This is a genomic window from Niabella ginsenosidivorans, from assembly GCF_001654455.1.
Taxonomy (GTDB): Bacteria; Bacteroidota; Bacteroidia; order Chitinophagales; family Chitinophagaceae; genus Niabella; species Niabella ginsenosidivorans.
Genome location: NZ_CP015772.1, coordinates 2507726 through 2531714, shown reverse-complemented (window position 1 = coordinate 2531714; position 23989 = coordinate 2507726). Strand labels below are relative to the sequence as shown.

The 23989-nt window shown below is 44.4% G+C and carries 25 protein-coding genes; 14 read left to right on the top strand and 11 right to left on the bottom strand.

Annotated features, from left to right (window positions below):
* Positions 1-13 precede the first annotated feature (13 nt).
* Genes A8C56_RS24855 through A8C56_RS10610 form a run of 3 tightly spaced genes read right to left on the bottom strand, consistent with a single transcriptional unit; the run spans position 14 to position 1231 of the window.
* Positions 14-160: a hypothetical protein gene (locus A8C56_RS24855; RefSeq protein ID WP_218917277.1), complete on the bottom strand. Its 147-nt coding sequence runs from the start codon at positions 158-160 to the stop codon at positions 14-16.
* Positions 132-437, bottom strand: coding sequence for an SRPBCC family protein (locus A8C56_RS10615; protein WP_218917276.1), 306 nt, complete (start codon positions 435-437; stop codon positions 132-134). The genes A8C56_RS24855 and A8C56_RS10615 overlap by 29 nt, the downstream gene beginning before the upstream one ends.
* Positions 438-451: 14 nt before the next feature.
* Entirely contained in the window at positions 452-1231 is a 780-nt protein-coding gene (locus tag A8C56_RS10610; RefSeq protein WP_067755563.1) for a (Fe-S)-binding protein, read from the bottom strand.
* A gap of 78 nt (positions 1232-1309) precedes the next feature.
* Between A8C56_RS10610 and A8C56_RS10605 the strand changes: the two genes are divergently transcribed.
* Positions 1310-2353, top strand: coding sequence for an ATP-grasp domain-containing protein (locus tag A8C56_RS10605; protein ID WP_067755560.1), 1044 nt, complete (start codon positions 1310-1312; stop codon positions 2351-2353).
* On the opposite strand, the gene A8C56_RS24680 is transcribed toward A8C56_RS10605, so the two are convergent.
* A complete protein-coding gene (locus A8C56_RS24680) occupies positions 2354-2503 on the bottom strand; it encodes a hypothetical protein (protein WP_169818768.1) in 150 nt (49 codons plus the stop codon).
* 70 nt (positions 2504-2573) lie between these two features.
* Entirely contained in the window at positions 2574-3038 is a 465-nt protein-coding gene (locus A8C56_RS10600; protein WP_067755557.1) for a GNAT family N-acetyltransferase, read from the bottom strand.
* A 320-nt stretch (positions 3039-3358) separates the two neighbouring features.
* Here A8C56_RS10600 and A8C56_RS10595 point away from each other — a divergent pair, with 320 nt between their 5' ends.
* Positions 3359-5812 carry a penicillin acylase family protein gene (locus A8C56_RS10595; protein ID WP_067755554.1) on the top strand — a complete coding sequence of 818 codons (2454 nt, stop codon included), beginning with the start codon at positions 3359-3361 and terminating at the stop codon, positions 5810-5812.
* Between the two features lie 85 nt (positions 5813-5897).
* Positions 5898-6248: a hypothetical protein gene (locus A8C56_RS10590; protein WP_067755551.1), complete on the top strand. Its 351-nt coding sequence runs from the start codon at positions 5898-5900 to the stop codon at positions 6246-6248.
* A gap of 162 nt (positions 6249-6410) precedes the next feature.
* Here the strand turns inward: A8C56_RS10590 and A8C56_RS10585 are convergent, their stop codons facing one another.
* The 3 genes from A8C56_RS10585 to A8C56_RS10575 form a co-directional block, all read right to left on the bottom strand.
* Positions 6411-7370, bottom strand: a complete 960-nt coding sequence (locus tag A8C56_RS10585) for a DUF6624 domain-containing protein (RefSeq protein ID WP_067755548.1) — start codon at positions 7368-7370, stop codon at positions 6411-6413.
* Between the two features lie 233 nt (positions 7371-7603).
* Entirely contained in the window at positions 7604-8983 is a 1380-nt protein-coding gene (locus A8C56_RS24110) for a M56 family metallopeptidase (protein WP_084490155.1), read from the bottom strand.
* A gap of 37 nt (positions 8984-9020) precedes the next feature.
* On the bottom strand, positions 9021-9416 hold the full coding sequence (locus A8C56_RS10575; RefSeq protein WP_067755545.1) for a BlaI/MecI/CopY family transcriptional regulator: 396 nt from the start codon (positions 9414-9416) through the stop codon (positions 9021-9023).
* Positions 9417-9618: 202 nt separating this feature from the next.
* On the opposite strand from A8C56_RS10575, the gene trhO reads away from it, so the two are divergent.
* Positions 9619-10647 carry an oxygen-dependent tRNA uridine(34) hydroxylase TrhO gene (gene trhO, locus A8C56_RS10570; RefSeq protein ID WP_067755543.1) on the top strand — a complete coding sequence of 343 codons (1029 nt, stop codon included), beginning with the start codon at positions 9619-9621 and terminating at the stop codon, positions 10645-10647.
* Positions 10648-10738: 91 nt separating this feature from the next.
* Positions 10739-10909, top strand: coding sequence for a hypothetical protein (locus tag A8C56_RS24460; RefSeq protein WP_157097947.1), 171 nt, complete (start codon positions 10739-10741; stop codon positions 10907-10909).
* A 67-nt stretch (positions 10910-10976) separates the two neighbouring features.
* Here A8C56_RS24460 and A8C56_RS10565 read toward each other — a convergent pair whose 3' ends face one another.
* Positions 10977-11396, bottom strand: a complete 420-nt coding sequence (locus A8C56_RS10565) for a nucleoside-diphosphate kinase (RefSeq protein WP_067755540.1) — start codon at positions 11394-11396, stop codon at positions 10977-10979.
* A 143-nt stretch (positions 11397-11539) separates the two neighbouring features.
* On the opposite strand from A8C56_RS10565, the gene A8C56_RS10560 reads away from it, so the two are divergent.
* The 4 genes from A8C56_RS10560 (at position 11540) to trxA (ending at position 14987) form a co-directional block, all read left to right on the top strand.
* The gene (locus tag A8C56_RS10560) at positions 11540-12487 is read left to right on the top strand and encodes a DHH family phosphoesterase (RefSeq protein WP_067755538.1); all 948 of its coding nucleotides are present in this window, start codon (positions 11540-11542) and stop codon (positions 12485-12487) included.
* A gap of 18 nt (positions 12488-12505) precedes the next feature.
* Positions 12506-13513 carry an FKBP-type peptidyl-prolyl cis-trans isomerase gene (locus tag A8C56_RS10555; protein ID WP_067755535.1) on the top strand — a complete coding sequence of 336 codons (1008 nt, stop codon included), beginning with the start codon at positions 12506-12508 and terminating at the stop codon, positions 13511-13513.
* Positions 13514-13544: 31 nt separating this feature from the next.
* Positions 13545-14561: an FKBP-type peptidyl-prolyl cis-trans isomerase gene (locus tag A8C56_RS10550; RefSeq protein ID WP_067755532.1), complete on the top strand. Its 1017-nt coding sequence runs from the start codon at positions 13545-13547 to the stop codon at positions 14559-14561.
* 117 nt (positions 14562-14678) lie between these two features.
* A complete protein-coding gene (trxA, locus tag A8C56_RS10545; RefSeq protein WP_067761872.1) occupies positions 14679-14987 on the top strand; it encodes a thioredoxin in 309 nt (102 codons plus the stop codon).
* Here the strand turns inward: trxA and folP are convergent.
* Entirely contained in the window at positions 14984-15814 is an 831-nt protein-coding gene (gene folP, locus A8C56_RS10540; protein ID WP_067755529.1) for a dihydropteroate synthase, read from the bottom strand. The two genes, trxA and folP, sit on opposite strands and share 4 nt — an antisense overlap.
* 109 nt (positions 15815-15923) lie before the next feature.
* On the opposite strand from folP, the gene A8C56_RS10535 reads away from it, so the two are divergent.
* The 3 genes from A8C56_RS10535 (at position 15924) to A8C56_RS10525 (ending at position 18866) form a co-directional block, all read left to right on the top strand.
* On the top strand, positions 15924-16469 hold the full coding sequence (locus A8C56_RS10535; RefSeq protein ID WP_067755526.1) for a DUF1599 domain-containing protein: 546 nt from the start codon (positions 15924-15926) through the stop codon (positions 16467-16469).
* Between the two features lie 9 nt (positions 16470-16478).
* Positions 16479-17663, top strand: coding sequence for a BT_3928 family protein (locus A8C56_RS10530; protein ID WP_245645842.1), 1185 nt, complete (start codon positions 16479-16481; stop codon positions 17661-17663).
* A gap of 156 nt (positions 17664-17819) precedes the next feature.
* Positions 17820-18866, top strand: a complete 1047-nt coding sequence (locus tag A8C56_RS10525; protein WP_067755523.1) for an ABC transporter permease — start codon at positions 17820-17822, stop codon at positions 18864-18866.
* Between the two features lie 34 nt (positions 18867-18900).
* Here the strand turns inward: A8C56_RS10525 and A8C56_RS10520 are convergent, their stop codons facing one another.
* Positions 18901-19182 (bottom strand): DUF721 domain-containing protein, encoded by a 282-nt coding sequence (locus A8C56_RS10520; protein WP_067755520.1) that lies wholly within the window; start codon positions 19180-19182, stop codon positions 18901-18903.
* 96 nt (positions 19183-19278) lie between these two features.
* Here A8C56_RS10520 and A8C56_RS10515 point away from each other — a divergent pair, with 96 nt between their 5' ends.
* The gene (locus tag A8C56_RS10515; RefSeq protein WP_067755517.1) at positions 19279-20148 is read left to right on the top strand and encodes an ABC transporter ATP-binding protein; all 870 of its coding nucleotides are present in this window, start codon (positions 19279-19281) and stop codon (positions 20146-20148) included.
* Between the two features lie 6 nt (positions 20149-20154).
* Complete coding sequence (locus A8C56_RS10510; RefSeq protein ID WP_067755515.1) at positions 20155-23835, top strand: ABC transporter permease/M1 family aminopeptidase; 3681 nt, start codon at positions 20155-20157, stop codon at positions 23833-23835.
* Positions 23836-23989 lie beyond the last annotated feature (154 nt).

The window sequence follows — 23989 nt, the reverse complement described above, 5'->3', positions numbered from 1 at the left end:
CAACAAGGGCCTGTCAGTTGGTTTCTGCCACTTTCTTTAACGCCTGCAAAACCGGGTTCTCTTCTCCCTGAGGCGCTTCCTGTATGGCTCCGGGCCTGTTGTCTGCCTGCCGGATCTCCAGGTGGGTTGCATCACCGTCTTCCGTAAGCAGATAAATCATTGTAAAATAATGTTCCGGCCGGTCTTCCAGATCCGGCCGTGGGGGCAAAGAGACTGTATTTTAATAAATGACAGGGCTGTATTTCCAGCACAGTGCCCCATTGTTCAAAAAGGGCCCCCTGCCATTCTGTTGAAAAACGGATCGGAGAGCCGGGCTGCCAGTCTGTTTTTAAATCACTTCCGTATTGCCACTGTTTTACCAGTTCGGGCTTTGTTACCGCGTTCCAGACTTTTTCAGGAGTGGCATGGATGGTGATGCCCGAAATATTTATCGCCATATAACCGGTTTCAATTATTCTATTTCATTTACAATCAGCTCTGCTATATCCAATACCTGTACAGTGTCTTCTTTTTCCGTGTTTTTAACGCCGTCTGTCAGCATGGTATTACAGAAGGGGCAGGCTGCTGCAATAATATCAGCCCCGGTATCAATGGCTTCTTTACTGCGTTCTATGTTAATACGCACATTTCCTTTTTCTTCTTCCTTAAACATCTGCGCCCCGCCGGCACCACAGCACAGCCCTTTGCTGCGGCAGCGTTTCATCTCCACCAGTTCTGCATCCAGCAATTCCAGCACTTTTCTTGGCGCCTCATAAATCCCGTTGGCGCGGCCCAGGTAGCAACTATCGTGGTAAGTAATTTTCTTTCCTTTAAAAGAGCCGCCACCTTTTAATTTTATACGGCCTTCTTCTATGAGTTGCTGGAGGAAGGTGGTATGATGTATCACCTCATAATTGCCACCCAGTTGCGGGTACTCGTTTTTAAGGGTATTAAAACAATGGGGACAGGCCGTAACAATCTTTTTTATATTGTAGTTATTCAGTATTTGAATATTCTGATAAGCCATCATTTGGAACAGGAATTCATTACCAGCCCTGCGTGCAGGATCGCCGGTGCACAGTTCCTCTTTTCCTAAAATGGCATATTTAATGCCTGTTTTATCAAGCATGGCTGCAAAAGCCCTGGTAATACGTTGCGCACGCTGGTCAAAACTACCGGCACATCCTACCCAAAAAAGCACATCGGGAGTTTCTCCCCTGGCAAAAAACTCCGCAACAGTCGGTATTGTCATATTGATCCCTTTCAATAGCTACGAAGGTATAATAATTCCACGTTATAATAAGGTGGTTATTATATTTGTAGCTAATTCATGAGTGTAAGGAAGTTTTTCAGCAGGATCATCAATTGGGAATTATGGAACTTTAATGTTATTTATGCCCCGATCAGTCCGGTCTGGCTCTGGTATGCGATCCGCAGCCGGGCTTTCTGGTTCTTTACCCCCAGCAATCCCACGATTGATTTTGGCGGCTTTGAAGGGGAGGGTAAAAAGGAAATGTATGACCAGCTGCCCCCGGAATTTATACCCCGGACCATTTATATAAAGCATGATGAGGCATTTAACAAGGTACTGCATATTCTCAAACAGTCGGGTTTTGAATACCCTTTTGTTGTTAAGCCCGATGTAGGCATGAAAGGAATTCTGTTCCGGGTCATTGAGAACGAGCAGCAATTGAAAAAATATCATGAACGGATTCCTGTGGAATATATTGTTCAGGAAAAGGTAGACTATCCCGTGGAAGTAAGTGTTTTTTATTACCGGTATCCCTGGGAAAAAAAAGGAGTGGTGTCCGGGTTCATCCACAAGGAATTACTGCAGGTAGAGGGCGATGGAAAAAATACATTAAGACAACTGATAGCGGAGCACCCGCGCGCAAAATACCGCCTGGAAGAAATGGAACACCGCCATCAGCACCGCTATGAGCGCATCCTTCCCCGGGGCGAGGTTTTTTATTTGTCTTATGCGGGCAATCATAACCGCGGGGCAAAATTTACCAACCTGCATCATCATATAGATGATCGTTTGGTGGAGGTGTTTGACCGGTTAAGCCATTACAATGAAAGTTTTTTTTATGGCCGCTATGATATTAAAACGACTTCTATAGAAGACCTGAAACAGGGAAAGAATTTTATGATCCTGGAATTTAACGGGGCAGGGGCCGAGCCGAACCATATTTATGATTGCAATATGAGCCTGGGCCGGGCCTATGGTGTTATTTTAAAACACTGGAAAGTGCTCTACAGGATCAGCAGATACAACAACAGGCAGGGCGTGCCTTACTGGTCCTTCAGAAAAGGACGAGCCTATCTGCGTGCTGCAAAAAAACATTTCAGACTGCTGGAACAGTTTGACTGATCAGCTTCCCCTTTGTGAGCCGGTGTTCTGTTGTTTGCTTACAAAACCGGCGCTCTTTGGCTTTTGTATAAATTTGGAGGCAGTGGCGTTGCCTGTTTTTTTAGAGTTGCTCTTTTTACCTTTCTGGTTTTTCTGATTCAACAGGGACATATGTATTCTTTTTATAAAGATAAGCAGGTAAACCGGTCGATCCATACGCCTTTATAAATTTTACCATTCTCTAAACAAGCGCATACCGGTATACAATAAATTCAGTTTCGGGTGGTTGCTGCCGGAAGCCTGTTTGCTCGTATAAACGCTGCGCGGTACTATTGTCATAGGCTGTTTCCAACTGAATAAAGGTCGCGCCGTTTTCCCGCGCGAATGCTATGGCACGCTGAATTAAGGCGGCGCCGATCCCGTTTTTCCGGAAGGCGCCTTCTACAAAAAGATCATTCAATATCCAATTCTTGGAAGCCCGCATAGAAGAGTATTTGGGATATAGCTGCGTAAACCCTGCTGCGTGCTCTGTACCGTTCACTTCAGCAAAGGCTGCAAAGATCACCGATTCATTATTGTTTAATCGTTCTTCAAGAAAGCGCTGCGCCAACGCAATGTCAGATGCCTGTTTGTAAAACATCCTGTATTGATCAAAAAGACGCACCACCTGTATGGCCTCGCCGGATTGAATTTGTCTGATGTGCATTAAGAAAACTGTTATTTGTTTACAACAACTAAAGATACAGAAAACGCAGGGCTGCCTGAAATTCTTTGCCGGAAGCATTACCATTACCATGGGTAAATACAGAGTACATGCCTGTATGCGATCGTCAGAATCCGTACATCTGTTATAGCCGTCAATTTAAGTGCAGCAGTACCATTTTGTGTGGGGCTGTAAGGAGTGTTTCTTGTTGCTAAAGAAATGCATCGTGCCTGCACTGGCCATTGATGTAGCCCGAATGTGCTTCTGGCAACTACTTTTTAAATTCCTTTTTAATTGGTATCTTGCTGATACAAGGTTTATGTATGAGAGCAATTCCTTTTCTGATTTCTGCTGCCATAACTTGCTTACTGGTGTATCTGCTGAACCGTCCCCTGGGCGACAAAGTGCCCATGCCTGCGGGAAGCTTTTTAAGCCCGCAAACGGGTTTCTGGCAAAATGCAGAAGATACCGCTGCCCTTTTTAATGCCGATCTTTCCTTCCCTGAGCTAAAGGGAAAAGTGCAGGTGTATTTTGACGAACGCCTGGTGCCCCATGTATTTGCAGATAATGATGAAGATCTGTATTTTGTTCAGGGATACCTGCATGCCCGTTTCCGGTTGTTCCAGATGGATCTGCAGACAAGAGCAGCCGAAGGGCGTGTAAGTGAGATTGCCGGCCCCAGAGCAATTGCCTATGACAGGGAGCAACGACGGTTGGGCATGAAATATGCAGCAGAGAACTCGTTGCAGGCAATGGAAAAAGATGCAAAGGCGCGCGCCGTGTATACTGCGTATACCAACGGAGTCAATGCTTATATTCATTCGCTGACAAAAAGCAACCTTCCGCTGGAATATAAAATACTAAATTTTGAACCGGAGGAGTGGACCAATTTGCGTACGGCGCTGCTTTTGAAAATGATGGCAAAGATGCTGGCATCCGGTACGGAGAAAGACCTTACGTTTACAAGATTGCATTCCCTTTTTACAACAGAACAGATCAATGCATTGTACCCCCAGGTGCCCGATTCCTTAAAACCTATTGTACCGCCGGGTACCGACTTTATACGGCCTCCGTTTGATCCAAAAATGCCGGCAGGTGCAGACACGGCCTATTTTAAAGAGCCGCAGCAGGTAACTGCTTATGAGGCATACCCGCCGGATGCCGACAACGGCAGCAACAACTGGGTGGTAGCAGGCAGCAAAACGGTAAACAAAGTCCCCATTTTATGCAATGACCCGCACCTGGAACTGTCGCTTCCTTCCATATGGTATGAAATGCAGCTAAGCACGCCGGAGAGCAGGGTATATGGCGCCACATTACCGGGCAGCCCTTATGTGATCATTGGTTTTAACGACAGTGTTGCATGGGGGGTAACCAATGCGCAGCGTGATGTGAAGGATTATTTTTCGATACGGTTTAAAGATGACAGCCGTACGCAATACTGGTTCAACAACCAGTGGAAAACAGCCCAGCAGCGTATTGAAACTATAAAAGTAAATGGAATGCCCACTGTATACGATACCGTTGCTTATACGGTATTTGGCCCGGTTATGTATGATGCCACCTTCAGGGATACCCTTACTAAGAACAATGGCCTTGCTGTAAAATGGACGGCGCATCACACCGGGGATGACGGTAAAACCTTTTACTTTCTGAACCGTGCAAGAAATTATGAGGATTATGTAAATGCCATAAAGTCCTTTGAATGCCCGGGGCAGAATTTTGTCTTTGCCTCCCAATCCGGTACTATAGCGCTTTGGCAGCAGGGTAAATTTCCGGCAAGATGGAAGAACCAGGGGCAATACATCATGCCGGGAACCGACAGCAGCTATGACTGGCAGGGATATATACCACAGGCAGAAAACCCGCACGCCGTAAATCCGGAACGGGGATACCTGTTCAGCGCCAACCAGCGACCTGCCGGTGCTGCATACCCTTATTATATTCCCGGTGCGTATATTACACCCAGGGCAAGGGCCATCGATCAATACCTGGGCAGCGCGAACAACATTACTGCCCAAACCATGATGGAATTGCAGAATAACTATTTCAATATAACGGCCAGGGATATGGTGCCATTGCTCATCCGGTTCACGGATATGTCCGGGCTAACTCCTGAAGCCAAGAAGTATTTTGATATTGTAAAAGGATGGGATCTTTTTGCAGACCCGGCTTCCAACGGGCAAACGATCTACCAGAACTGGATGGACTCACTGTCGGCAGGCATCTGGGAAGATGAGTTCAGCGGAGCAGGGTTTAAAGCAGAGTTACCGGCAGAAGAAACATTAATGGAAATACTGGAACGGGGCGATACAACGGTGATGGGTTTTGCAGATAATATTCATACACGGGAAACAGAAACCATTCGCACTGTTGTTACGGATGCCTTAAACAGAACTGCTGCAGGGCTGACACAAACAGAAAAAGAAGGCAGGCTGCAATGGGCTAAATATAAGGATGTGACCATTTATCACCTGCTGAAGAATGCATTGATGCCCTTTGCGCGTACCAGCCTGAATGTGGGGGGATGGGGAAATATTATCAACGCTGTAACCAAAAGTCATGGTCCAAGCTGGAGGATGATCGTTGAGCTAAGCACGCCCACGGTAGCCTATGGTGTGTACCCGGGCGGACAAAGCGGTAACCCCGGCAGCCGCTTCTATGATAACGCTGTTGACACCTGGGCTTCCGGAAATTATTACCAGTTATGGCTGATGAAAAAAGAGGAGAGCAGGGATGCGCGTGTAAAATGGATCATGAACTTTTCAAAGAGCTAATAATGCGGTAGGCTGTTGCAACAGACCTGCAGGCAGTACCCCGGAAAATTGGATTTTAACAGATAAAACGTTTTTTTATAATAGTATGAAATTTTTTATAAGCATTATAGTAACGGCCCTGTTGGCCTATGTTGGCGGCGTCTATTTCCCATGGTGGATCATTGCAGTAGCAGGCTTTGTGATCGCATTCCTATTACCCCAGGCACCTTTCAGTGCTTTCCTTTCCGGCTTTATTGCAGTGTTCCTGCTGTGGGTGGTTTTAGCGGCACTGATCAATACGGCAAACGGAGGCATCCTGGCGGGCAGAATCGGCCTGTTATTGGGAATCGGTAACAGCCCGGTATTGCTGGTCCTTATTACCGGACTGGTGGGCGGAATTGTTGCTGGTTTTGCTGCATTAGGCGCTGCCTATTTGAGGCTTCGTGCCAATAAATGACTGCTGATTTTTTTAGGGGCAGCAATTAATCGGTCCGGGCATTTATGAAGTTCGGGAAATCGAAGCACAAAAGTTTGGTTTTGCTCTATAGTTCAATAGAATTACTGTTGCTGAATTGATGAGGTTCAGCCTGCTTTTCATAAATACCGTGGTGGCAAAAGTTTATTTTTCATTTTTCTGTTTTTCTTCAATTTGTGATTGTTCTTTTTTATATTCTTCAACATTCCAAACTATGTCCCAATGTTTAACATAATCAGATAGTGAACCAAGTCCAACTGCAGCTCTTCTCTTATCAACATTATCTGGGTCATCAAGCGGTAATACATAATTTTTTTTTGTTTCATTGTCATATCCTATCTGGCTGCCATAAATTTGTTTTCTCCCTTCACCTAATGCAACCCTATCTTCTAACAATGCTAAGGCACTATTACCTGCATTTTTATTTTTTACCGCTTCTCTCATCATTGGCAAATATTTTTGTTGAGTTTTTAAGTCAGCATGTTGAATAACCAGGAATAAGGTTTGATTTGCTTTTCCACCAACTTTATCAGCACCTACCCAACCATATTTATCTAAAATGTCAGTCACTTTAATTAAATTTATACTGTCTTTATACATCATGATGTTACCTAAACTATCAACTTGTTTGCTTTGGTGCCCAAATTCTTTTTGTGCGGTTATGTATTGTCTCCGTATCTGTTGGTCGTTATCGTAAATTTCTAACAATTTCGCTTGCAAAGGCTTGTCATAGCCTGCTTCTCTTTTATCAACTATTTCCTGCATTTCCGAAACAAGTTTGTTCCAGTTTTTATTGTTATATAATGATGTTAAATCTGTGTCTGTCTTTAAATGTCTGACATTAGACCAACCGTTTTTTAAGGCAAGGGTTAACCATTTAAGTGCTAACACTTTGTCGCCTGATAATGCCGCCGAGCAACCTGCATTATAAAAATCATTCCCGTTTTTTTGTTCAAGTTTAAAGGCTTCCTTATACTTTTCAACTGATTTTTTATATTCCTTTTTATTATAGAAAGCGTCAGCTTCTGAAACCAAAGTTTTATAAGTCTGCCCGTATGTAAGAGAACTGGCTAATAAAATTAAAATTGTGATTATCTGTTTCATTGTTAGGTTGTTTTTAAATTACTGCCAACAGCATAAGAGCAGGTTCCGGCTTTTACTGCTATAGAAGGTTCCGGATCGCGCTATTTAATGGATGCGGTTGATGGGTTTGAGCATACGCTGTATTCAAGACAACGCATAATACGAGTAATAAACGCACACTCAATTGCTTAAGTTTTTGATGACTATCAGATCTTTGTTGCAGCATCATTTGACAATAATAAACTTGCCGGATATCACATTTCCTGCACCTGGAAGGTAATGGGTTGTTTGCGGTAGGCCTTTACCGGTTTGCCTTTCATCATTGCGGGTTTCCATTTCCCTGATTGTTTAATAACTCTTATAGTCTCCTTGCCCATGCCAAAGCCGGGATCTTTGATGAGCTTTACATCACTTACATTACCGTTGACGTCTACCACAAATTGGGCAATGACCAGGTAGTTGCCAGGGGCAGCTCCATTATCAACCGGTACTTCTCCCCGGAGATGCTGTTGCAAAAAACGACTCCAGTTCCCGGAGTACTCTGCGTCTTTGTCTACTTTTGTAAAAATTTCAGGTTCCTTCTTTTCAACTTTTGGAGGGCCAAATTTTTTTACTTCTATAGTTGGCGTATCCTTTAAAGTAACAGTGGATCCTGTTAAAATCTTGCCGGAACCGGTAGCACTGCTATCGGGTATTTTTGCAACCGGGTTGGTTGTTATGGAATCCGCTGTTTGTTGTAGTTTGTGATCAGCCTGCTGACAGCTTACAATAAACAAAACGGAAATCATCAGGAATAGAGGAACTGCCATCCATTGCCTGAACCGGTGCGGGTTATTATCTGTTGTTTTTGTTAACAGGTTGATTCTTCTTTTGAGTTGGTTGTTAAAAAAAGAATTTACAAGTGGTTTGTGTTTCTGCCTGATAGCTTCGGTTACAAGAATTTCGGCATATACAAGTGTGCCGCTGTTACGGCTGGCAAATGCATCGGCAGAAAATTCATGCACGGCTTTCAGCTCATTTTTGATCAGCCAGAAAAACGGGTTGATCCATACCATCGCGGTGATCAGTTCTGTAAGGATGTTATCAATACTGTGCAGTTGTTGTATATGATATATTTCATGTTGCAGGATCTTTTTTCCGCGTTCTGAGTTTTCATCAATATTCCTGCTCCAGAAGAGCCAGTTAAAAAAGGAATAGGGCGCCGATGGATCTCCTGTTTCTATAACCCGGATGTGCTGCCATTTTTGTGAGTTATTGCGTAAGCGCTGTTTTAAAAGATCAATAACGCCTGCAATAATTTTTAGTAGTATTAATAAGGTGATGGATATATATATGACAAACAGGAATTGGCCCCAGCCAGATTCAGTTTTCCCGGTTGCCGTTACAACCACTTCCGGCAACAGCAATTCGTTGTATTTTACCAACGCTTTCACTCCTGCACCTGTTTCTTTTGTTATAGAGATATAATAGGGTATTTTTATAAGCGGTACTGCCAGGCTGATGACGAAACTGCTTAACAGAAAGGCGCGGTTAAAACCATGAAACTTTTTGTTTTTTAAGAAAATAAGGTAATAGCTATAAAGCAGCCCGGAGCAAAGAAATACCTGTAACAGATAAGGAACAATCGTTTTCATAAAAGCATTATTTACCGGTTATTTGAAATCGTACCAATTATTTTGTAGATTTTTGCAGGGGATTATTTTTGGCATTTTTCTGGTCTTTTATTTGCTGTAACAGGGTCTCTAATTCTTCTATGCTCAGATTATTCTCCTTTACCATAAAGGAAACAATGTTGCTGAAGGAACCTTCAAAATATCCTTTTACCATCTGCTTTATGGTTCTTTTGGAATAAGCTTCCTTGGTTACTGCCGGCACATACTGATGCTGGCGCCCAAAAACGTTTACTGTTACAAACTCTTTTTCTACCAGTATCTTCAAAATTGTGGCCACCGTATTCTGATGGGGTTTGGGCGGGGGCAGCAGTTCCAGGATCTCTCTTAAAAACATAGGGCCTTTTTGCCATAAAGCCTGCATGATCTGTTCTTCTGCTTTCGTCAGTTGTTTCATAAAAAATTGGAATTTGACAGCAAGGTAGAACTAATAACTTAGTTTAACAACTATTTTTTTAGTTTTATTTTATCCTGGTTCACCCATCGGGTTGGTAGTCTGCCATTGTTTCCGTACTTTTGCAGCCGAAATTTGGTGCAGCCTGCAACTGTCCAATTATTATTTAATTATTACGCTTGCGTAATTCAAATTTCAAAAAACCATGGCCTTACACAACCGTGTTTCCAGAAAGGAGCTGAAAGAGCGTATTTTAAAGGATACTACGCCCAGAACAACGCTTTCCTTTTATCATTATTTTAAAATTGACGAACCAGTAAGCTACCGGAATCAATTGTATAAAGCGTTGTCGGTTATTGGTGTACTGGGGCGCATCTACATTGCAAATGAAGGTATAAATGCACAGATCAGCGTACCTGCCGGCAATTTTGAGCAATTAAAGCAGGCGCTTTATGCCCATCAGCTTCCGGAAGACCTGCGGTTGAATATAGCAGTAGATGATGATGGCAAATCCTTTTATGTGCTGGATATAAAGGTGCGGGAAAAAATTGTTGCAGATGGAATAAACGATCCCGGTTTTGATATGTCCAAAAAAGGAAAGTATGTAAATGCACAGGAATTCAACAGTTTAACAGAACTTTCAGACACCATCGTCATTGATATGCGCAATCATTACGAATACGAGGTGGGGCATTTTGAGAAGGCTATTGAAGTGCCCAGTGATACATTCCGTGACCAGTTGCCTATGGCTGTAGATATGATGCAGGAACATATTGATAAAAATATCATTATGTACTGTACCGGGGGGATCCGTTGTGAGAAAGCTTCTGCCTACTTGCTGCATAAAGGATTTAAAAATGTATATCACCTGGAAGGGGGCATTATTAATTATGTAAACCAGGTAAAAGAAAAAGGGATCAAAAATAAATTTCATGGCAAGAATTTTGTATTTGATCAACGGCTCGGCGAGCGGGTAACTGATGAGGTGATTGCACGTTGTCATCAATGCGGCAAGCCGGCAGATACACATGTGAATTGTGCCAATGACGCCTGTCATCTGTTGTTCATACAATGTGAAGAGTGCAGGAAACAATATGACGGGTGTTGCAGTGTCAATTGCCAGGAGTTTATTCACCTGCCGGAAGAGGAACAGAAGGAGCGGAGAAAAGGCATTGATCTTGGACGGAACGTATTTAATAAATCCAGGTCCCGTTTAAGAAATTTAATTAAATAACAATAATCCGTAAACAGCAACTTAACACTTTCTTTGTTGTTTTGTTGCGAAATTTTAATATCCTACGTTAACTATTTAAAAAACTTACTTTATGAAACGCGTTTTTTCCATTTTGTTGTTGTTATTTATAACGGCAATTCCTTCATTGTTATTCCTTTTTTACCATCAGACAATGGTACATGAAAGAAATGTGGCGCAGAAAACGCTCCATCGCCCGTTACCACAGGGTATGGTGCTGTCATCAGCTGTAATTCCGGATTAGTTACGAATTCGTAATCTCACAAAAAAAACCGGCATTTGCCGGTTTTTTTATGAAATAGGTATTCTTATTATAAAACTCTTTCCAAACCGCTAAAGAAGAAATCTCCTTCAATTTTAGCGTTTTCGTCGCTGTCACTGCCATGCACCGCGTTTTCTCCTAAAGAAGTCGCGTACAGCTTGCGGATGGTTCCTTCAGCAGCTTTGGCAGGGTCTGTAGCGCCGATCAGTTCCCGGAAAGAAGCCACGGCGTTTTCTTTTTCAAGAATGGCCGCAACAATTGGACCGCTGCTCATGAACTGAACCAGCTCTCCATAAAAGGGGCGTTCCTTATGTATAGCATAAAATTCACCCGCTTTTTCAGCAGAGAGCCTGGTGACCTTCAAAGCTACAATTTTATAGCCCTCTTTAATAAAGCGGTCAATAATCACGCCTGCATGCCCGTTTTTCATGGCATCAGGCTTGATCATGGTAAAAGTACGATTACTCATATTGGGTTAAATATTTAATTTGGGGTGCAAATTTAGGAAAATTCGTCGATCTAAAAGCGTAGTTTTACCTATTTTTGCGCCCGTTGAAGCCGATAGCAGACATATATCCTTTATTACAACAACCCGCAAAAGTGCTCATCACTATGCATCAGAAACCTGATGCGGATGCAATGGGCTCTGTGTTAGGTTTGTACCATTACCTGAAAAAGCTGGGGCATTCGGTTACGGTTGTTTCGCCCACTAACTGGGCTAACTGGCTGAACTGGATGCCGGGCGTGGCGGAAGTGCTCAACTATGACCGGGAAAAAGAAAAGGTTCGCCCGCTGTTATCGGCTGCAGACTATCTCTTTTGCCTGGATTTTAATGTATTTCACCGCACTAAAAATTTTGCTGCGGATCTGTATGAGGCAACATGCATCAAAGTATTGATTGATCATCACCAGGAGCCGGACGCCCGATCCTTTGATTTTGGGATCAGTAATGTTAATAAGAGCTCGACCTGTGAAATGGTCTATGATTTTATTAAGGATGCAGGTCATGAAGCCATGCTGGATATTGATATCAGCACCTGTTTATATGCAGGCGTTGTTGCAGATACCGGGTCTTTCCGTTTTCAGGCTACCACGCCGGCCGTGCATCGCATGGCAGCCAGGCTGATGGAGCAGGGCATCCGGCATACAGAGATCCACAGCCAGCTGTTTGATAATTTTCTTGAAAACCGCCTGCGTTTTATGGGAAATGCATTCCTGCACCGGCTGGAGTTCTTTTATGAATATAATGCCGCATTAATTGCAATACCCAAATACGACCTGTTAAAATATGAAATAAAAACAGGTGATACGGAAGGGCTCGTGAACTTCCCGCTATCTGTGCAGGGGATCAAACTGGCGGCCCTGGTTATAGACAGGGATGAAGAGCGGAAATGGAGCTTCCGGAGTAAAGATACTTTTGATTGCAACAGCTTTGCCCGCAAATACTTTAACGGGGGCGGCCATTTTAATGCATCCGGGGGTGGTACAAAAGAATCGCTCCAGGAAACGATTCTGCAGTTCAAAACCGCATTAAAGGAAAACGAACAATTATTACAATAAAATAACACAAAAACAACAATGAAACAATTTAAAACATTGGGCCTGGTGGTACTTGCAGCCGCTGCTTTTACAGCTTGCAAAAATGCAGAATACAAGACCACCCCAAGTGGGCTGAAGTATATAATCTATGATGGGGGAAGCAAAGACTCTGCTAAGATGGGCGAAGTCCTGAAATTTAATGTTATACAAAAAATTTCAGGCTCAAAAGATACCGTATTGTACAATTCCTATGAAACAATGCCTGAATATATGCCCGTGCAGCCGGTTCCTCCGGGCCAGGGCAATTACAGCCCTATGGAAGTACTGCCTAAATTGAAAAAAGGGGATAGTGCTGTTATCGTTATGTTTGTGGATTCGCTTATTAAAAAAGGACTGACCCAGGAAGCACAACTGCCTTCCTTTATAAAAAAGAGCGACAAGTTCATCTTTACATTTAAGGTGCTGGATGTATTTAAAAATGACAGCCTGGCAATGCTCGACCGCCAGAAAGAGGGAATGGCTTACCAGAAAAAGGCTGAAGCCAAGCAAAAGGCGGATTCAATTGCCTTTGAAAAATCAGGCGCCAAACAAAAACAAATTGCTGATGTCCAGGACTATTTAACGAAGAAAAATATTACTGCCACAAAAACAGCCCTGGGCACTTTTGTAAAAATAGATAACCCGGGAGATGGCACGCCTGTTACAGATGGCAAATTTGTAACGGTTAAATATAACGGAAAACATTTACAAACGGATAGTTCCTTCCAGGCAAGCAGCTTTACAGTTCCTATTGGTCAGCAGGGCAGTATTCCCGGTTTTGAAGATGGCCTGAAGCAATTTAAAAAAGGCGGAAAAGGAGTGATCTATATACCCGGGTTCCTTGCCTATGGTAAAAATCCTCCTCCCGGCTCACCTTTTAAAGAGTATGAGCCTTTGTATTTTGAGGTGGAAATTACAGATGTGGCCGATACTCCCGCACAGCCTCAGCCGCAAATGCCTGCTTCACAACCAGCCGGCAAAGACGTGAAAGAACAAAAGAAAAAGTAACTACTGTGCATAAAAATCAGAGGCATATCCAATGAAAAAGTTGCAATTACAGGGGTTGATGCTTTTAACAGTGCTAGCGTTTGCTGCATGCCGGAATTCCGGTTTTAAGACCACTTCCAGTGGATTAAAGTACAGGATCTATGAAGGCAGCAGCAAAGATTCCACAAAAACAGGCGCTATTTTAAAAATGAATCAATCCGTAAGGCTTTCCGGTTCAAAGGATACCCTGTTGGAAGATACTTACAGCAGGATCCCTTTTTATGCCCAGGTTCAGGATATAAAGCAGCTGCCGGGTCAGCCGTTTTATGCACCTGATGAGATCTATAAATTCCTTAAAAAAGGAGATAGCGCTGTTGTGATCCTGTATGTGGATTCTCTTATTAAAAAGGGAATTGCCCAGGAAGCCCAGCTACCTCCGTTTATGAAGAAGGGAGACCAACTGACCTTTACCCTTAAAGTGCTGGACGTGTTCCAGTCAGACAGCCTGGCAAGACTGGATTACCAGAAAGAAGGAGAGGCGTTCCAGAAAAGGATGGAACAAAAGGAAAGAGAGGACTCCATTGCTTTTGAAAAATCAGGAGGCAGGCAAAAACAGCTTTCTGAAATGGAGGCCTATCTGAAGAAGAAAAATATTACTGCTACAAAAACCGCTTTAGGAACCTTTGTAAAAATAGATCAACCCGGTACAGGCAAGCAGGCGGCAGACGGGAAGTTTGTAACGCTCAGGTACACCGGTAAAAAAGTAGAGGGGGATGCTGTATTTATAGGCCCCGATTCTTTTACGGCCCAGGTTGGTACAGACGGTTCTTCTATACCGGGATTTGATGACGGGGTAAAGCAATTTAAAGAGGGAGGCAAAGGAGTGATTTATATACCCGGGTTCCTTGCCTACGGTAAAAATCCGCCGCCTGGTTCCCCGTTTAAGGAATATGAGCCGCTGTATTTTGAGGTAGAGATTATGCGGGTAGCCGACACACCGCCTCAACAGGCTCCACAGGCAACTGCACAACCTGCCGTGCCGGATGCTGCAAAAGACAGTAAAAAATAAAAGATCCTGTTACTGAATAAAACGGCTGCCACGTTCTGGCAGCTGTTTTTGTTTGCAAAATCCGGTTTTGAACGGGCCTGATTGTTGGCTATATTTACAGAAACAAAAAGATTAAAAATGGCGGAAACATTTCAATCTTTAATAAAGGGTGAAAAACCTGTTCTGGTTGACTTTACGGCTACCTGGTGCGGGCCCTGCAAGATGATGGCTCCTGTGCTGCATGACCTGAAAGCTAAAGTAGGAGATCAGCTTTCTATTATAAAGATAGATATTGACCAGAGTCCGCAGGCTGCTGCTGCCTATCAGGTGCAGAGCGTGCCTACTTTTATATTGTTCAAAGGCGGTAAAATCCTATGGCGGCAAAGCGGTGCAATGCCACTGGCGTACCTGGAGCAGCAATTGAGCACTGCCGGAGCATTTTCTTAGCTGTTCTGATAGCGCTCATAAAGCCGGATCACTTCTGTAGCCTCTTTTACATCATGCACCCTCAGCAGGCATGCTCCGTTAAGGGTTCCTATGGTATTTAAAACAGTAGTGCCATTCAGCGCCTCTGCTGCCGTTATACCCAGGGTCTTGTAAATAGTACCTTTACGGCTCACACCCAGCAGCACCGGATACCCAAGCATAGAAAACACCTGCAGGTGCCTGAGCAATGTAAAGTTGTGCCGGTTGGTTTTTCCAAAGCCAAAACCGGGGTCGATGATCAGGTCATTGATCCCTAATGCCTTCAGTGCCCCCGTCTTTTTTATAAAAAAATCCAGAACTTCCAGCGTTACATTTTCATAATGAGGGCGGGTCTGCATGGTTTGCGGGGTTCCCTGCATGTGCATCAGCACATAAGGAACCTTCAGAGAGGCAACAGTAGTGAGCATGTTGGCATCCAGTGTTCCGGCACTGATATCATTGATAAGGGAAGCACCGGCTGCAACGGCTTCCATAGCTACTTTGCCATAGAATGTATCTATGGAAAGGATCGCTTCCGGAAAATAACGGTGCAATAACGCTACAGCAGGGATGGCGGCGCCGGCCTCTTCATCTGCAGACAGTAATTGACTGCCCGGCCGGGTGCTTTGACCGCCGATGTCCAGCATCGCAGCACCGGATTTCAGCATCTCTTCTGCCTTCTTGAGCAGGGCTGTATCGGTCTTATGGCGGCTTCCTGTAAAAAAAGAATCGGTAGTGATGTTCAGAATGCCCATCACAAGCGGCTTTTGCAACGAAATGAACTTTCCCCGGCAATTAAGGGTCAACATCAGGATTTGTTTGTTATTTTTGGGCGTAAAGATAACATGTTGCCGGGGTTTAAAGTATAAGGTACCCTTTAAAGCCGTCTCTTTAAAACAACATTCAGTAATAAAAATTATGAATAGAACAAGCAAGCAATACGATGCGGTTATTGATGAATGTAAGGATATATTCCTCAAAAAAAACAAAGATTACGGCACCGCATGGAGGGTGCTGAGAACGATATCTATTGTAGACCAGATCTATATTAAAGCGCAGCGGATCCGCACTATCCAGGAGCAGCAACAGCAAAAGATTGCAGATGATATTGCCGGGGAGTTTAAGGGCATCATTAATTACGCGGTGATCGGGCTGATTCAGCTGGAGCTTCCTAAAGAAGCACCGGAAGAATTGAAAGAAGAAGAGGTGATAAAGTATTATGATATATACATTGCCCGGGCGAAAGACCTGATGGAAAATAAGAACCATGATTATGGTGAAGCCTGGCGCAGCATGAGCCAGGAAAGCTTTGTGGACCTGATACTGATGAAGCTGCAGCGTATCCGGCAGATACTGGGCAATGACCAGAAAACGCTGATCAGTGAAGGGATAGACGCAAACTATAATGATATTATTAACTATGCTGTTTTTGCACTGATTTTGCAGGGCGGGGCGCAATCATAAAACCGGAAGATGATGAAGGCTTTGGTAAATAGTTGCAGGTTTATTGTTGGTATATTATTTATTTTTTCGGGATTGATCAAAGCGAATGACCCCATCGGGCTCAGCTATAAAATGCAGGAGTTCTTTGACCTGTGGAAGATGAGCGCGCTGGACGGCATCACGCTTACGCTGTCCGTTTTGATGATCGCATTTGAGATCATAGCAGGCGTAGCCTTACTGCTGGGCTGGAAGAAAAAACTGATCAGTTGGCTGCTGCTGTTGCTGATCGTGTTCTTTACGTTTCTTACAGGGTATGCCTATTTATCCGGCAAATTCAGCAACTGCGGCTGCTTTGGAGATTGTATCCCTATCAGCTCAGGCGCCTCTTTTGCCAAGGATGTGGTATTATTGATCCTGATCCTGTTCCTTTTCTTTAACCGGCAATACATCCAGCCGGTCTTTTCAAAAAGTGTTACCAATGCGGTATTAGTAGTTCTGGCATTACTTTCTTTCGGTATTCAATGGTATACCCTGCACTATCTTCCGGTGCTGGATTGCCTTCCTTTTAAAACGGGAAATTATATTCCTGATAAAACAAAAGTGCCTGCAAACAGCATCCCGGACAGTACAGAGATCACGTTTGTATATGAAAAAGGGGGCAAAAAATTAGAATTTAATGCGGATCATTTTCCGGACGATTTTAATGACAGCACCTATAAATTCATTGACCGGTATGATAAAGTGATCCGCAAGGGCACCAACAACATCCCGGAGATCAGGGGATTTGATTTTCAGAACAGCGCGGGCATCAATGTTACACAGGAGATACTCGGTGGAAACTATGTGCTGTTGCTGTTTCATGAAGATGCTTCCACACCTGTAGAAAAATGGAAGAACGGTTTTGAACCCGTCTATCATTGGGCAGAAAAAAAGAAAGTACCCCTGTATATCATCAGCAGCCTGGCACCGGTGGTAAAGCAGGAGATCGCAGCAACCGGTTTTAAAGGGCTTGAAGTGTTAGCGGGCGACCGGGTGATGATCCGGATGGCCGCCCGTACCAATCCTACTTTATACCTGCTGAAAAAAGGCACCATAGCCGGTAAATGGAGCTATAAAAAGCTGGATGCGGCATTGAAGGTGCTGAAGGCATTGCCGGTGGTTCCGCCACCAGCGTACCAGGAGCTGATTTCTGCTGATACCAGCTCCGTAAAATAAATGGAGGTTAGCTTTAAACATCCGGTGGAATTCCCGCAGTTCCGGAAATCAGGAGCACAGATTTTTGCAGAACGGTAAATGAGCAATCAGCGTATTCAGCGGGAGCATATTAAATTAATCATTTAACAGATATAACAGCTCAATAAATTAAAGACATTGATTCAGTATATCTTAAAAAAGATCGGGTACAGCATACTGGTAATGGCCGGTGTGGTCATGCTGGTGTTCTTCCTGTTCCAGGGTTTCGGCGATCCATCGCGCCTCATAATGGGGCAGACCGGCGATAAAAAAACGCAGGAAAATATCCGCAAAGAATTATACCTGGATCAGCCAAAATGGAAACAGTTTGTGCTTTATATCAACGATGTTTCTCCCATTGCCATTCACAATAAAGAGGAGATCGCCTCCAAAGGGCTGAAGGGGATTTTTATCGGTGGTGAAAAAAAACTGGCGTTTAAAATCCCTTACCTCCGGCGTTCTTACCAGACAAAACGCAATGTGGGAAGCATCCTGATGGAAGCATTGCCTGGAACGATCCTGCTGACGATCGCCGCAATGGCATTCGCAGTAGCGGCCGGCATTCCCCTGGGTGTGGTGGCTGCGGTGCGGCAAAACTCCTGGCTGGACACAACAGCCATCTTTTCAAGTATCGTAGGCATTTCTGCCCCGTCCTTTTTTATGGGGATCATTATTGCCTATGTCTTCGGGTTTGTGCTGACCAAATACACCGGTTTGCATATTACAGGCAACTGGTTTGATATTGATCCGGTAACGGGGCATAGGACACTGACGCTGAAGAACCTGATCCTTCCAGCCCTTACATTGGGCATCCGCCCGCTGGCCATCATTACCCAGCTTACAAGAAGTTCCATGCTGGATGTGCTGGACCAGGATTATATCCGCACGGCCTATGCCAAGGGACTGAAGAAACGGGCCGTCATCTGGAAGCATGCTTTAAAAAATGCATTGAACCCTGTTATAACCGCGGTTACCGGCTGGTTTGCCGAGCTGCTGGCCGGGGCTTTCTTTGTGGAATATATTTTTGGATGGCAGGGGATCGGGAAGGTTACCGTAGATGCCCTGGACAAACTGGACTACCCGGTGGTAATGGGCTCGGTGCTGATCTCTGCTGCGTTTTTTGTGCTTATGAATATTGTTGCCGATGTCCTGTACGGGGTGTTTGATCCAAGGGTGCGGAGATAGCAGAGCATCGCTTATAAGCCACTGGCCGTAATAGTTATTTTATAACCACTTCTTTGATTACGTTTTGTCCCAATGCCTCGTTTACCCGGCGGATGATCTTATCGCGCTGGTAAAGCAGTTCATTTTTCAGCGGGGCAACAGTAGTGGAGATGATCAGCCTTTCTCCGATGATCTGTAGTTTATCTGTATAACGCGCAATTGTTTTTCCCATGATCTCCTCCCATATGGCATCAATGCGCAAAGCCTGGATATCTCCTTTTATCCGGCTTTTATTTAAAAACTCATTCAACGCTTCGCCCATAGAATATTCAGCCATTTCAATTTTTTGTAAAGGTATCCTGTTTTTCTAAATCTTTAAGGCGCTTTCATTTTTTTCAGTTATTTTACGGAAAAGCTAAAAAATAACTGACCGATGCAACTACAGATCCGCAATTTAAGTAAAACCTACAGGGGCACATTAAAAGCGCTTGAGAATATCCATCTTACCATTGACAAGGGTATGTTTGGTCTTTTAGGGCCCAACGGCGCCGGAAAGAGCACCCTGATGCGTACCATCGCCACACTACAGGATCCGGACAGCGGCAGTATTCATTTGGGCGATATTGATGTACTGAACCAAAAAGCTGCGTTAAGAAAGGTATTGGGCTATTTGCCTCAGGATTTTGGTTTTTACCCGCGGGTGACTGCGCTGGATCTTTTGCATCATTTTGCGGTATTAAAAGGCATTACTGACAGGGCGGAACGTAATGATATAGTAGACGCATTACTGCAGCAGACCAATTTATATGAAACCCGCAGGCGGAACCTGAGCGAATATTCCGGTGGCATGCGCCAGCGTTTTGGAATAGCACAGGCCCTGCTGGGGAATCCGCGGCTGGTGATCGTTGATGAGCCTACCGCGGGTCTGGATCCCATGGAGCGCAATCGCTTTTATAATATTTTAAGCGAGATCGGCGAGCAGGTGATTGTGATTCTTTCCACCCATATTGTGGAAGATGTGAGAACGCTTTGTAATAAAATGGTGGTAATGAATAAGGGAAGGATATTGCTGGAGGGAACGCCTGCAAAAACAGTAGAAGCCTTCCAGGGAAGGATATGGCGGAAGGTGATTGAAAAAACGGCATTGAAACAATATATGGAACAATTCAAAGTGATCTCGCAATACATTTCAGAAGGGAAGCTCATTATCCATGTATTGTCGGATGACCGGCCGGAAGAGGGTTTTGATCCGGTAACGGCCGGGCTGGAAGACGTATATTTTTCAACCATTGCCACCAACTAAGCTGCTATGTTTAAAGAAATCTGCTCCTTTGAACTAAAGACCGGCTTTAAGAAACCGGCTACCTATATTTATTTTGGGATCCTGTTCCTACTGACACTGCTGATTGGGCTGGCAAGCGGCGGCTTCTTTGCTACTGCAAAATCAGACAGTAACGTTACCATTAATTCTGCTGCATCCGTAGCCGGCGTGCTCATTGGCACCGGTGGCAATATTTTCAGCATACTGGTATGCATTATTCTTATTTCAATTGCAGGCACAGCCATTCAGAAAGATTATCAGTACAACATATATCCGCTGTTCTTTACAAAACCCATTTCAAAAGCCGGTTATTTCTGGGGGCGCCTGTCCGGTTCGCTGGCGGTAGCTGTATTTGTATTTTCCGGTCTGGCCCTGGGATATCTTACCGGCACATTGTTATGCGTGGGGAAGCCCGGCGTAGGGCCTTTTAAGCTGATGAATTATTTGCAGCCCTTTTTGTTATTTACCCTGCCTAATATCATATTGCTGGGTACGATCTTTTTTTCGCTGACCACCTTTCTCAGGAGCACCATGGCCTCCTATATATTTGCGATCATTTTTATGGTGGTTCTTGTGGCATCCGGTGCCATTGGAGAAGATATGGATCATAAAATGCTTGCTGCAATGCTTGATCCGTTGGGTGAAAAAGCTTTTCGTTATATAACCGCCTACTGGACACCACAGGAAAAAAATAATAACCTGATCCCGCTTACCGGTGTATTGCTTTATAACCGCCTGCTGTGGATCGGTGTTGCTGTTGTTATTTGTATAGTAGGGTATACCGGGTTTAACTTTTCACAATACCTGCAGCCGCTGCGTTTTTTCAAAAGGGCCAGCGAAGCAGATTGGAATGCTGATCCCGCAAAAAAATATGACAGGCTCCCCAAGGTTATGCAGAACCTTTCGGGCAACAGCCGGTGGGTGCGCCTCCTGCACCTTACCCGGTTTGAATTCCGGAAGGCCCTGAAAAAGCCTTTTTTCTTTATCATTCTTTTATTGTGCCTGGGCATGCTGGTGCTCACCGTCCGCTTGAATGATCTGTTCTCAGATGCGCCTACCTACCTGGTTACGCATACGATCGTTTCTATGGTGATGGGCATCTTTCCGTTCTTTGGAATGATCTTTCTTATCTTTTCAGCAGGCACTGTTATATGGAGGAATAAGGAAACAAAAATGGATGAACTCATCGGTGTAACGCCGGTAAGCAATTCCCTGTTATTCCTGTCCCGGCTCATGGCTTTATCGCTCGTCCTGTTGGTGCTTTATGCCATAGCAGCGCTTACGGGAATACTGCTTCAGCTGTATGCCGGATCCGGTACGGTTGATCTCTGGCAGTATGTGGTTGCCGTGATCCGGGATTTTTTTGAAGGAATCGTAATTATAGGTGCCTGTCTGGCCATCCAGTGCTTTACTACCGACAAGTACCTTGGTTTCTTTCTTTCACTGGTTCCCATCCTGTTGCTCCCGATCGTTTTTTCTTTCTTGCAATGGAATGGGGATCTTTATGATTTTAATGGCAACGGCGATATGAGACCGTATTCTGATATGAATGGTTTCGGAGGCGATTTTATCAACTGGCCCTTTTTCCGTGTTTACTGGATGGGGATGACCGGGCTTTTGTGCATGTTGGGTATTTTATTGTACCCCCGCGGAAAAGAAAGATCGCTGAAGGCAAGATGGCGACTGTCAAAAGAAGCAAATACATTTCGCTTCCGGCTATTATTGGCGCTATTGGTATTGATTACGGCAGGAACCGGCGCCTTTATTTTTTATCAGCAGAACATTCTGCAGGATGCATCCACTCCCAAAGTGCAGCAGGGGCTGCAGGCAGCATTTGAAAAGCGTTATAAAAGATATGAAGGGATGGCGCAGCCCAGGATCGTATCGGTTACTGTTGATGTGGAGTTGTTTACAAAGTCTAAAAGTTTTCATGCCCGCGGCCTTTATACATTAAAGAATAAAATAGGTCAACCCATCGACACTGTTTATATAAAATACGAAGCCGGCAAAAAAAGCAGGTTCCGTTTTTTAAAATCCTGGCTGCAGGTTCCGGCAACCCTTATTTCAAATGATCAGGAATACGGCGTGCAATTGTTCCGTTTACAGCAGCCGCTTCAGCCGGGAGATAGTATCGTGTATAGATTTGATGTAGTATACAGCCCGCGCGGGTTATTGGACCGGATCCATTCAGAAGTGGTCAGCAACGGTACTTTTATCAGCAATGCATTGTTCCCGATGATTGGGTACGACCCAAGGCTGGAACTGGGTGAGAACAAGGCCCGCAAAGATTATGGGCTTCCGCCCAAAGCCCGTATGGCAAAAGTAGATGATACTTTGGCAAGGAGGTATAATTATATTTCTCATGATGCAGACTGGATCCGTTTTGAAGCGACTGTCAGTACCGATGAGGGCCAGATCGCCCTTGCGCCCGGTTACCTGCAAAAAGAATGGAAAGCCGGAGGGCGGCATTATTACCAGTACCGGATGGACAGCCCCATTCTGAATTTTTACTCCTTCCTCAGCGCTGCCTACCGGGTAAAAAAAGATCATTGGAACGGTGTGGCTATTGAGATCTGCTACCAGCAGGGCCATGAATACAACCTGGACCGGATGATCAAAAGTGTGAAAAGATCGCTGGATTATTATACAAAAAACTTCGGGCCTTACCAGCACCGGCAGGTGCGCATCATAGAATTTCCGCGCTACCGGCAATATGCGCAGTCATTCCCAAACACCATTCCTTATTCAGAAGATATCGGTTTTATTTTAAAAGTAAAAGAAGGCCCCGGAAAGATAGACCTGCCTTTTTATGTAACAGCTCATGAAGTAGCGCATCAATGGTGGGCGCACCAGGTAATTGGCGGCGATGTGCAGGGCAGCGTGCTCATGAGCGAAACCATGAGCCAGTACAGCGCTCTGATGGTTATGGAAAAGGAATATGGTAAAGATGGTATGCGCCGGTTCCTGAAAAGGGAAATGGATCATTATTTGCGGGGCCGCACCCTGGAAGGAAAAGGGGAGCTACCGCTGATGCTTTGTGAGAACCAACAGTATATTCATTATAATAAAGGAAGCGTGGTCCTGTACGCGCTTAAGGACTTTATAGGAGAAGAGGCATTGAACAATGCACTGAGGGCTTATATTAATAAGAACCGATATTACGGACCTTTATATACCAATTCCGTTGAATTGGTGAATGATTTAAAAAAAGCAACCCCGGACAGCCTGCAATACCTGGTCAGCGACCTGTTTGAGAAAATAACGATCTATGAAAATTATGTAAAGGCCCTGGATTATAAAAAGCTGCCGGACGGTAGCTATAAAGTAACGCTCACCGTCGGGTCTGCAAAGTTTTATGCAGACAGCGTGGGTAAGCAAAAAAGGGCCGCGGTAAATGATTATATGGATATCGGTGTATTTGCAGAAAAGAAGGCAAACGGAAATGAAAATCCATTGATACTACAACGGATAAAAATGGTTCAGCCGGAGCAGACATTTATATTTACTGTTCATCAGCAACCGGTAAAGGCAGGTATTGACCCATATTTAAAACTTATTGACCGTACGCCGGGGAATAATGTAGCCCGCTTTGGAACAACACCGGAAAAAGTAGATCTTGATCCCAACAAGCCGCAGCTCAATTTTCAGCTGGGCGATGCAGATGAATAAAGAGCCGGGCGCTTAACGCCAGTCCAATAAGAAATTTGCAGAAAAAAGCTAAAAGCCATAACAATAAAGGTGTGGTTGATAAACATTGGCGCACCCGCAATTAATATTCCACCCTGCTACAAATTTTTCCGCATTTCGTAAATACAAAGTGAAA

What these genes read in the sequence shown, in the direction of transcription:
- A8C56_RS10530 (WP_245645842.1), top strand. Translation starts at nt 16,479, where the DNA reads ATGATGAAGGCTTTGGTAAATAGTTGCAGGTTTATTGTTGGTATATTA.
- A8C56_RS10510 (WP_067755515.1), top strand. Translation starts at nt 20,155, where the DNA reads ATGTTTAAAGAAATCTGCTCCTTTGAACTAAAGACCGGCTTTAAGAAA.
- A8C56_RS10585 (WP_067755548.1), bottom strand. Translation starts at nt 7,370, where the DNA reads ATGAAACAGATAATCACAATTTTAATTTTATTAGCCAGTTCTCTTACA.
- A8C56_RS10610 (WP_067755563.1), bottom strand. Translation starts at nt 1,231, where the DNA reads ATGACAATACCGACTGTTGCGGAGTTTTTTGCCAGGGGAGAAACTCCC.
- A8C56_RS10550 (WP_067755532.1), top strand. Translation starts at nt 13,545, where the DNA reads ATGAAAAAGTTGCAATTACAGGGGTTGATGCTTTTAACAGTGCTAGCG.
- A8C56_RS10575 (WP_067755545.1), bottom strand. Translation starts at nt 9,416, where the DNA reads ATGAAACAACTGACGAAAGCAGAAGAACAGATCATGCAGGCTTTATGG.
- A8C56_RS24110 (WP_084490155.1), bottom strand. Translation starts at nt 8,983, where the DNA reads ATGAAAACGATTGTTCCTTATCTGTTACAGGTATTTCTTTGCTCCGGG.
- A8C56_RS24680 (WP_169818768.1), bottom strand. Translation starts at nt 2,503, where the DNA reads ATGTCCCTGTTGAATCAGAAAAACCAGAAAGGTAAAAAGAGCAACTCT.
- A8C56_RS10600 (WP_067755557.1), bottom strand. Translation starts at nt 3,038, where the DNA reads ATGCACATCAGACAAATTCAATCCGGCGAGGCCATACAGGTGGTGCGT.
- A8C56_RS24460 (WP_157097947.1), top strand. Translation starts at nt 10,739, where the DNA reads ATGAAACGCGTTTTTTCCATTTTGTTGTTGTTATTTATAACGGCAATT.
- folP (WP_067755529.1), bottom strand. Translation starts at nt 15,814, where the DNA reads ATGTTGACCCTTAATTGCCGGGGAAAGTTCATTTCGTTGCAAAAGCCG.
- A8C56_RS10615 (WP_218917276.1), bottom strand. Translation starts at nt 437, where the DNA reads ATGGCGATAAATATTTCGGGCATCACCATCCATGCCACTCCTGAAAAA.
- A8C56_RS10595 (WP_067755554.1), top strand. Translation starts at nt 3,359, where the DNA reads ATGAGAGCAATTCCTTTTCTGATTTCTGCTGCCATAACTTGCTTACTG.
- A8C56_RS10555 (WP_067755535.1), top strand. Translation starts at nt 12,506, where the DNA reads ATGAAACAATTTAAAACATTGGGCCTGGTGGTACTTGCAGCCGCTGCT.
- trhO (WP_067755543.1), top strand. Translation starts at nt 9,619, where the DNA reads ATGGCCTTACACAACCGTGTTTCCAGAAAGGAGCTGAAAGAGCGTATT.
- A8C56_RS10520 (WP_067755520.1), bottom strand. Translation starts at nt 19,182, where the DNA reads ATGGCTGAATATTCTATGGGCGAAGCGTTGAATGAGTTTTTAAATAAA.
- A8C56_RS24855 (WP_218917277.1), bottom strand. Translation starts at nt 160, where the DNA reads ATGATTTATCTGCTTACGGAAGACGGTGATGCAACCCACCTGGAGATC.
- A8C56_RS10590 (WP_067755551.1), top strand. Translation starts at nt 5,898, where the DNA reads ATGAAATTTTTTATAAGCATTATAGTAACGGCCCTGTTGGCCTATGTT.
- A8C56_RS10535 (WP_067755526.1), top strand. Translation starts at nt 15,924, where the DNA reads ATGAATAGAACAAGCAAGCAATACGATGCGGTTATTGATGAATGTAAG.
- trxA (WP_067761872.1), top strand. Translation starts at nt 14,679, where the DNA reads ATGGCGGAAACATTTCAATCTTTAATAAAGGGTGAAAAACCTGTTCTG.
- A8C56_RS10565 (WP_067755540.1), bottom strand. Translation starts at nt 11,396, where the DNA reads ATGAGTAATCGTACTTTTACCATGATCAAGCCTGATGCCATGAAAAAC.
- A8C56_RS10515 (WP_067755517.1), top strand. Translation starts at nt 19,279, where the DNA reads ATGCAACTACAGATCCGCAATTTAAGTAAAACCTACAGGGGCACATTA.
- A8C56_RS10560 (WP_067755538.1), top strand. Translation starts at nt 11,540, where the DNA reads ATGCATCAGAAACCTGATGCGGATGCAATGGGCTCTGTGTTAGGTTTG.
- A8C56_RS10605 (WP_067755560.1), top strand. Translation starts at nt 1,310, where the DNA reads ATGAGTGTAAGGAAGTTTTTCAGCAGGATCATCAATTGGGAATTATGG.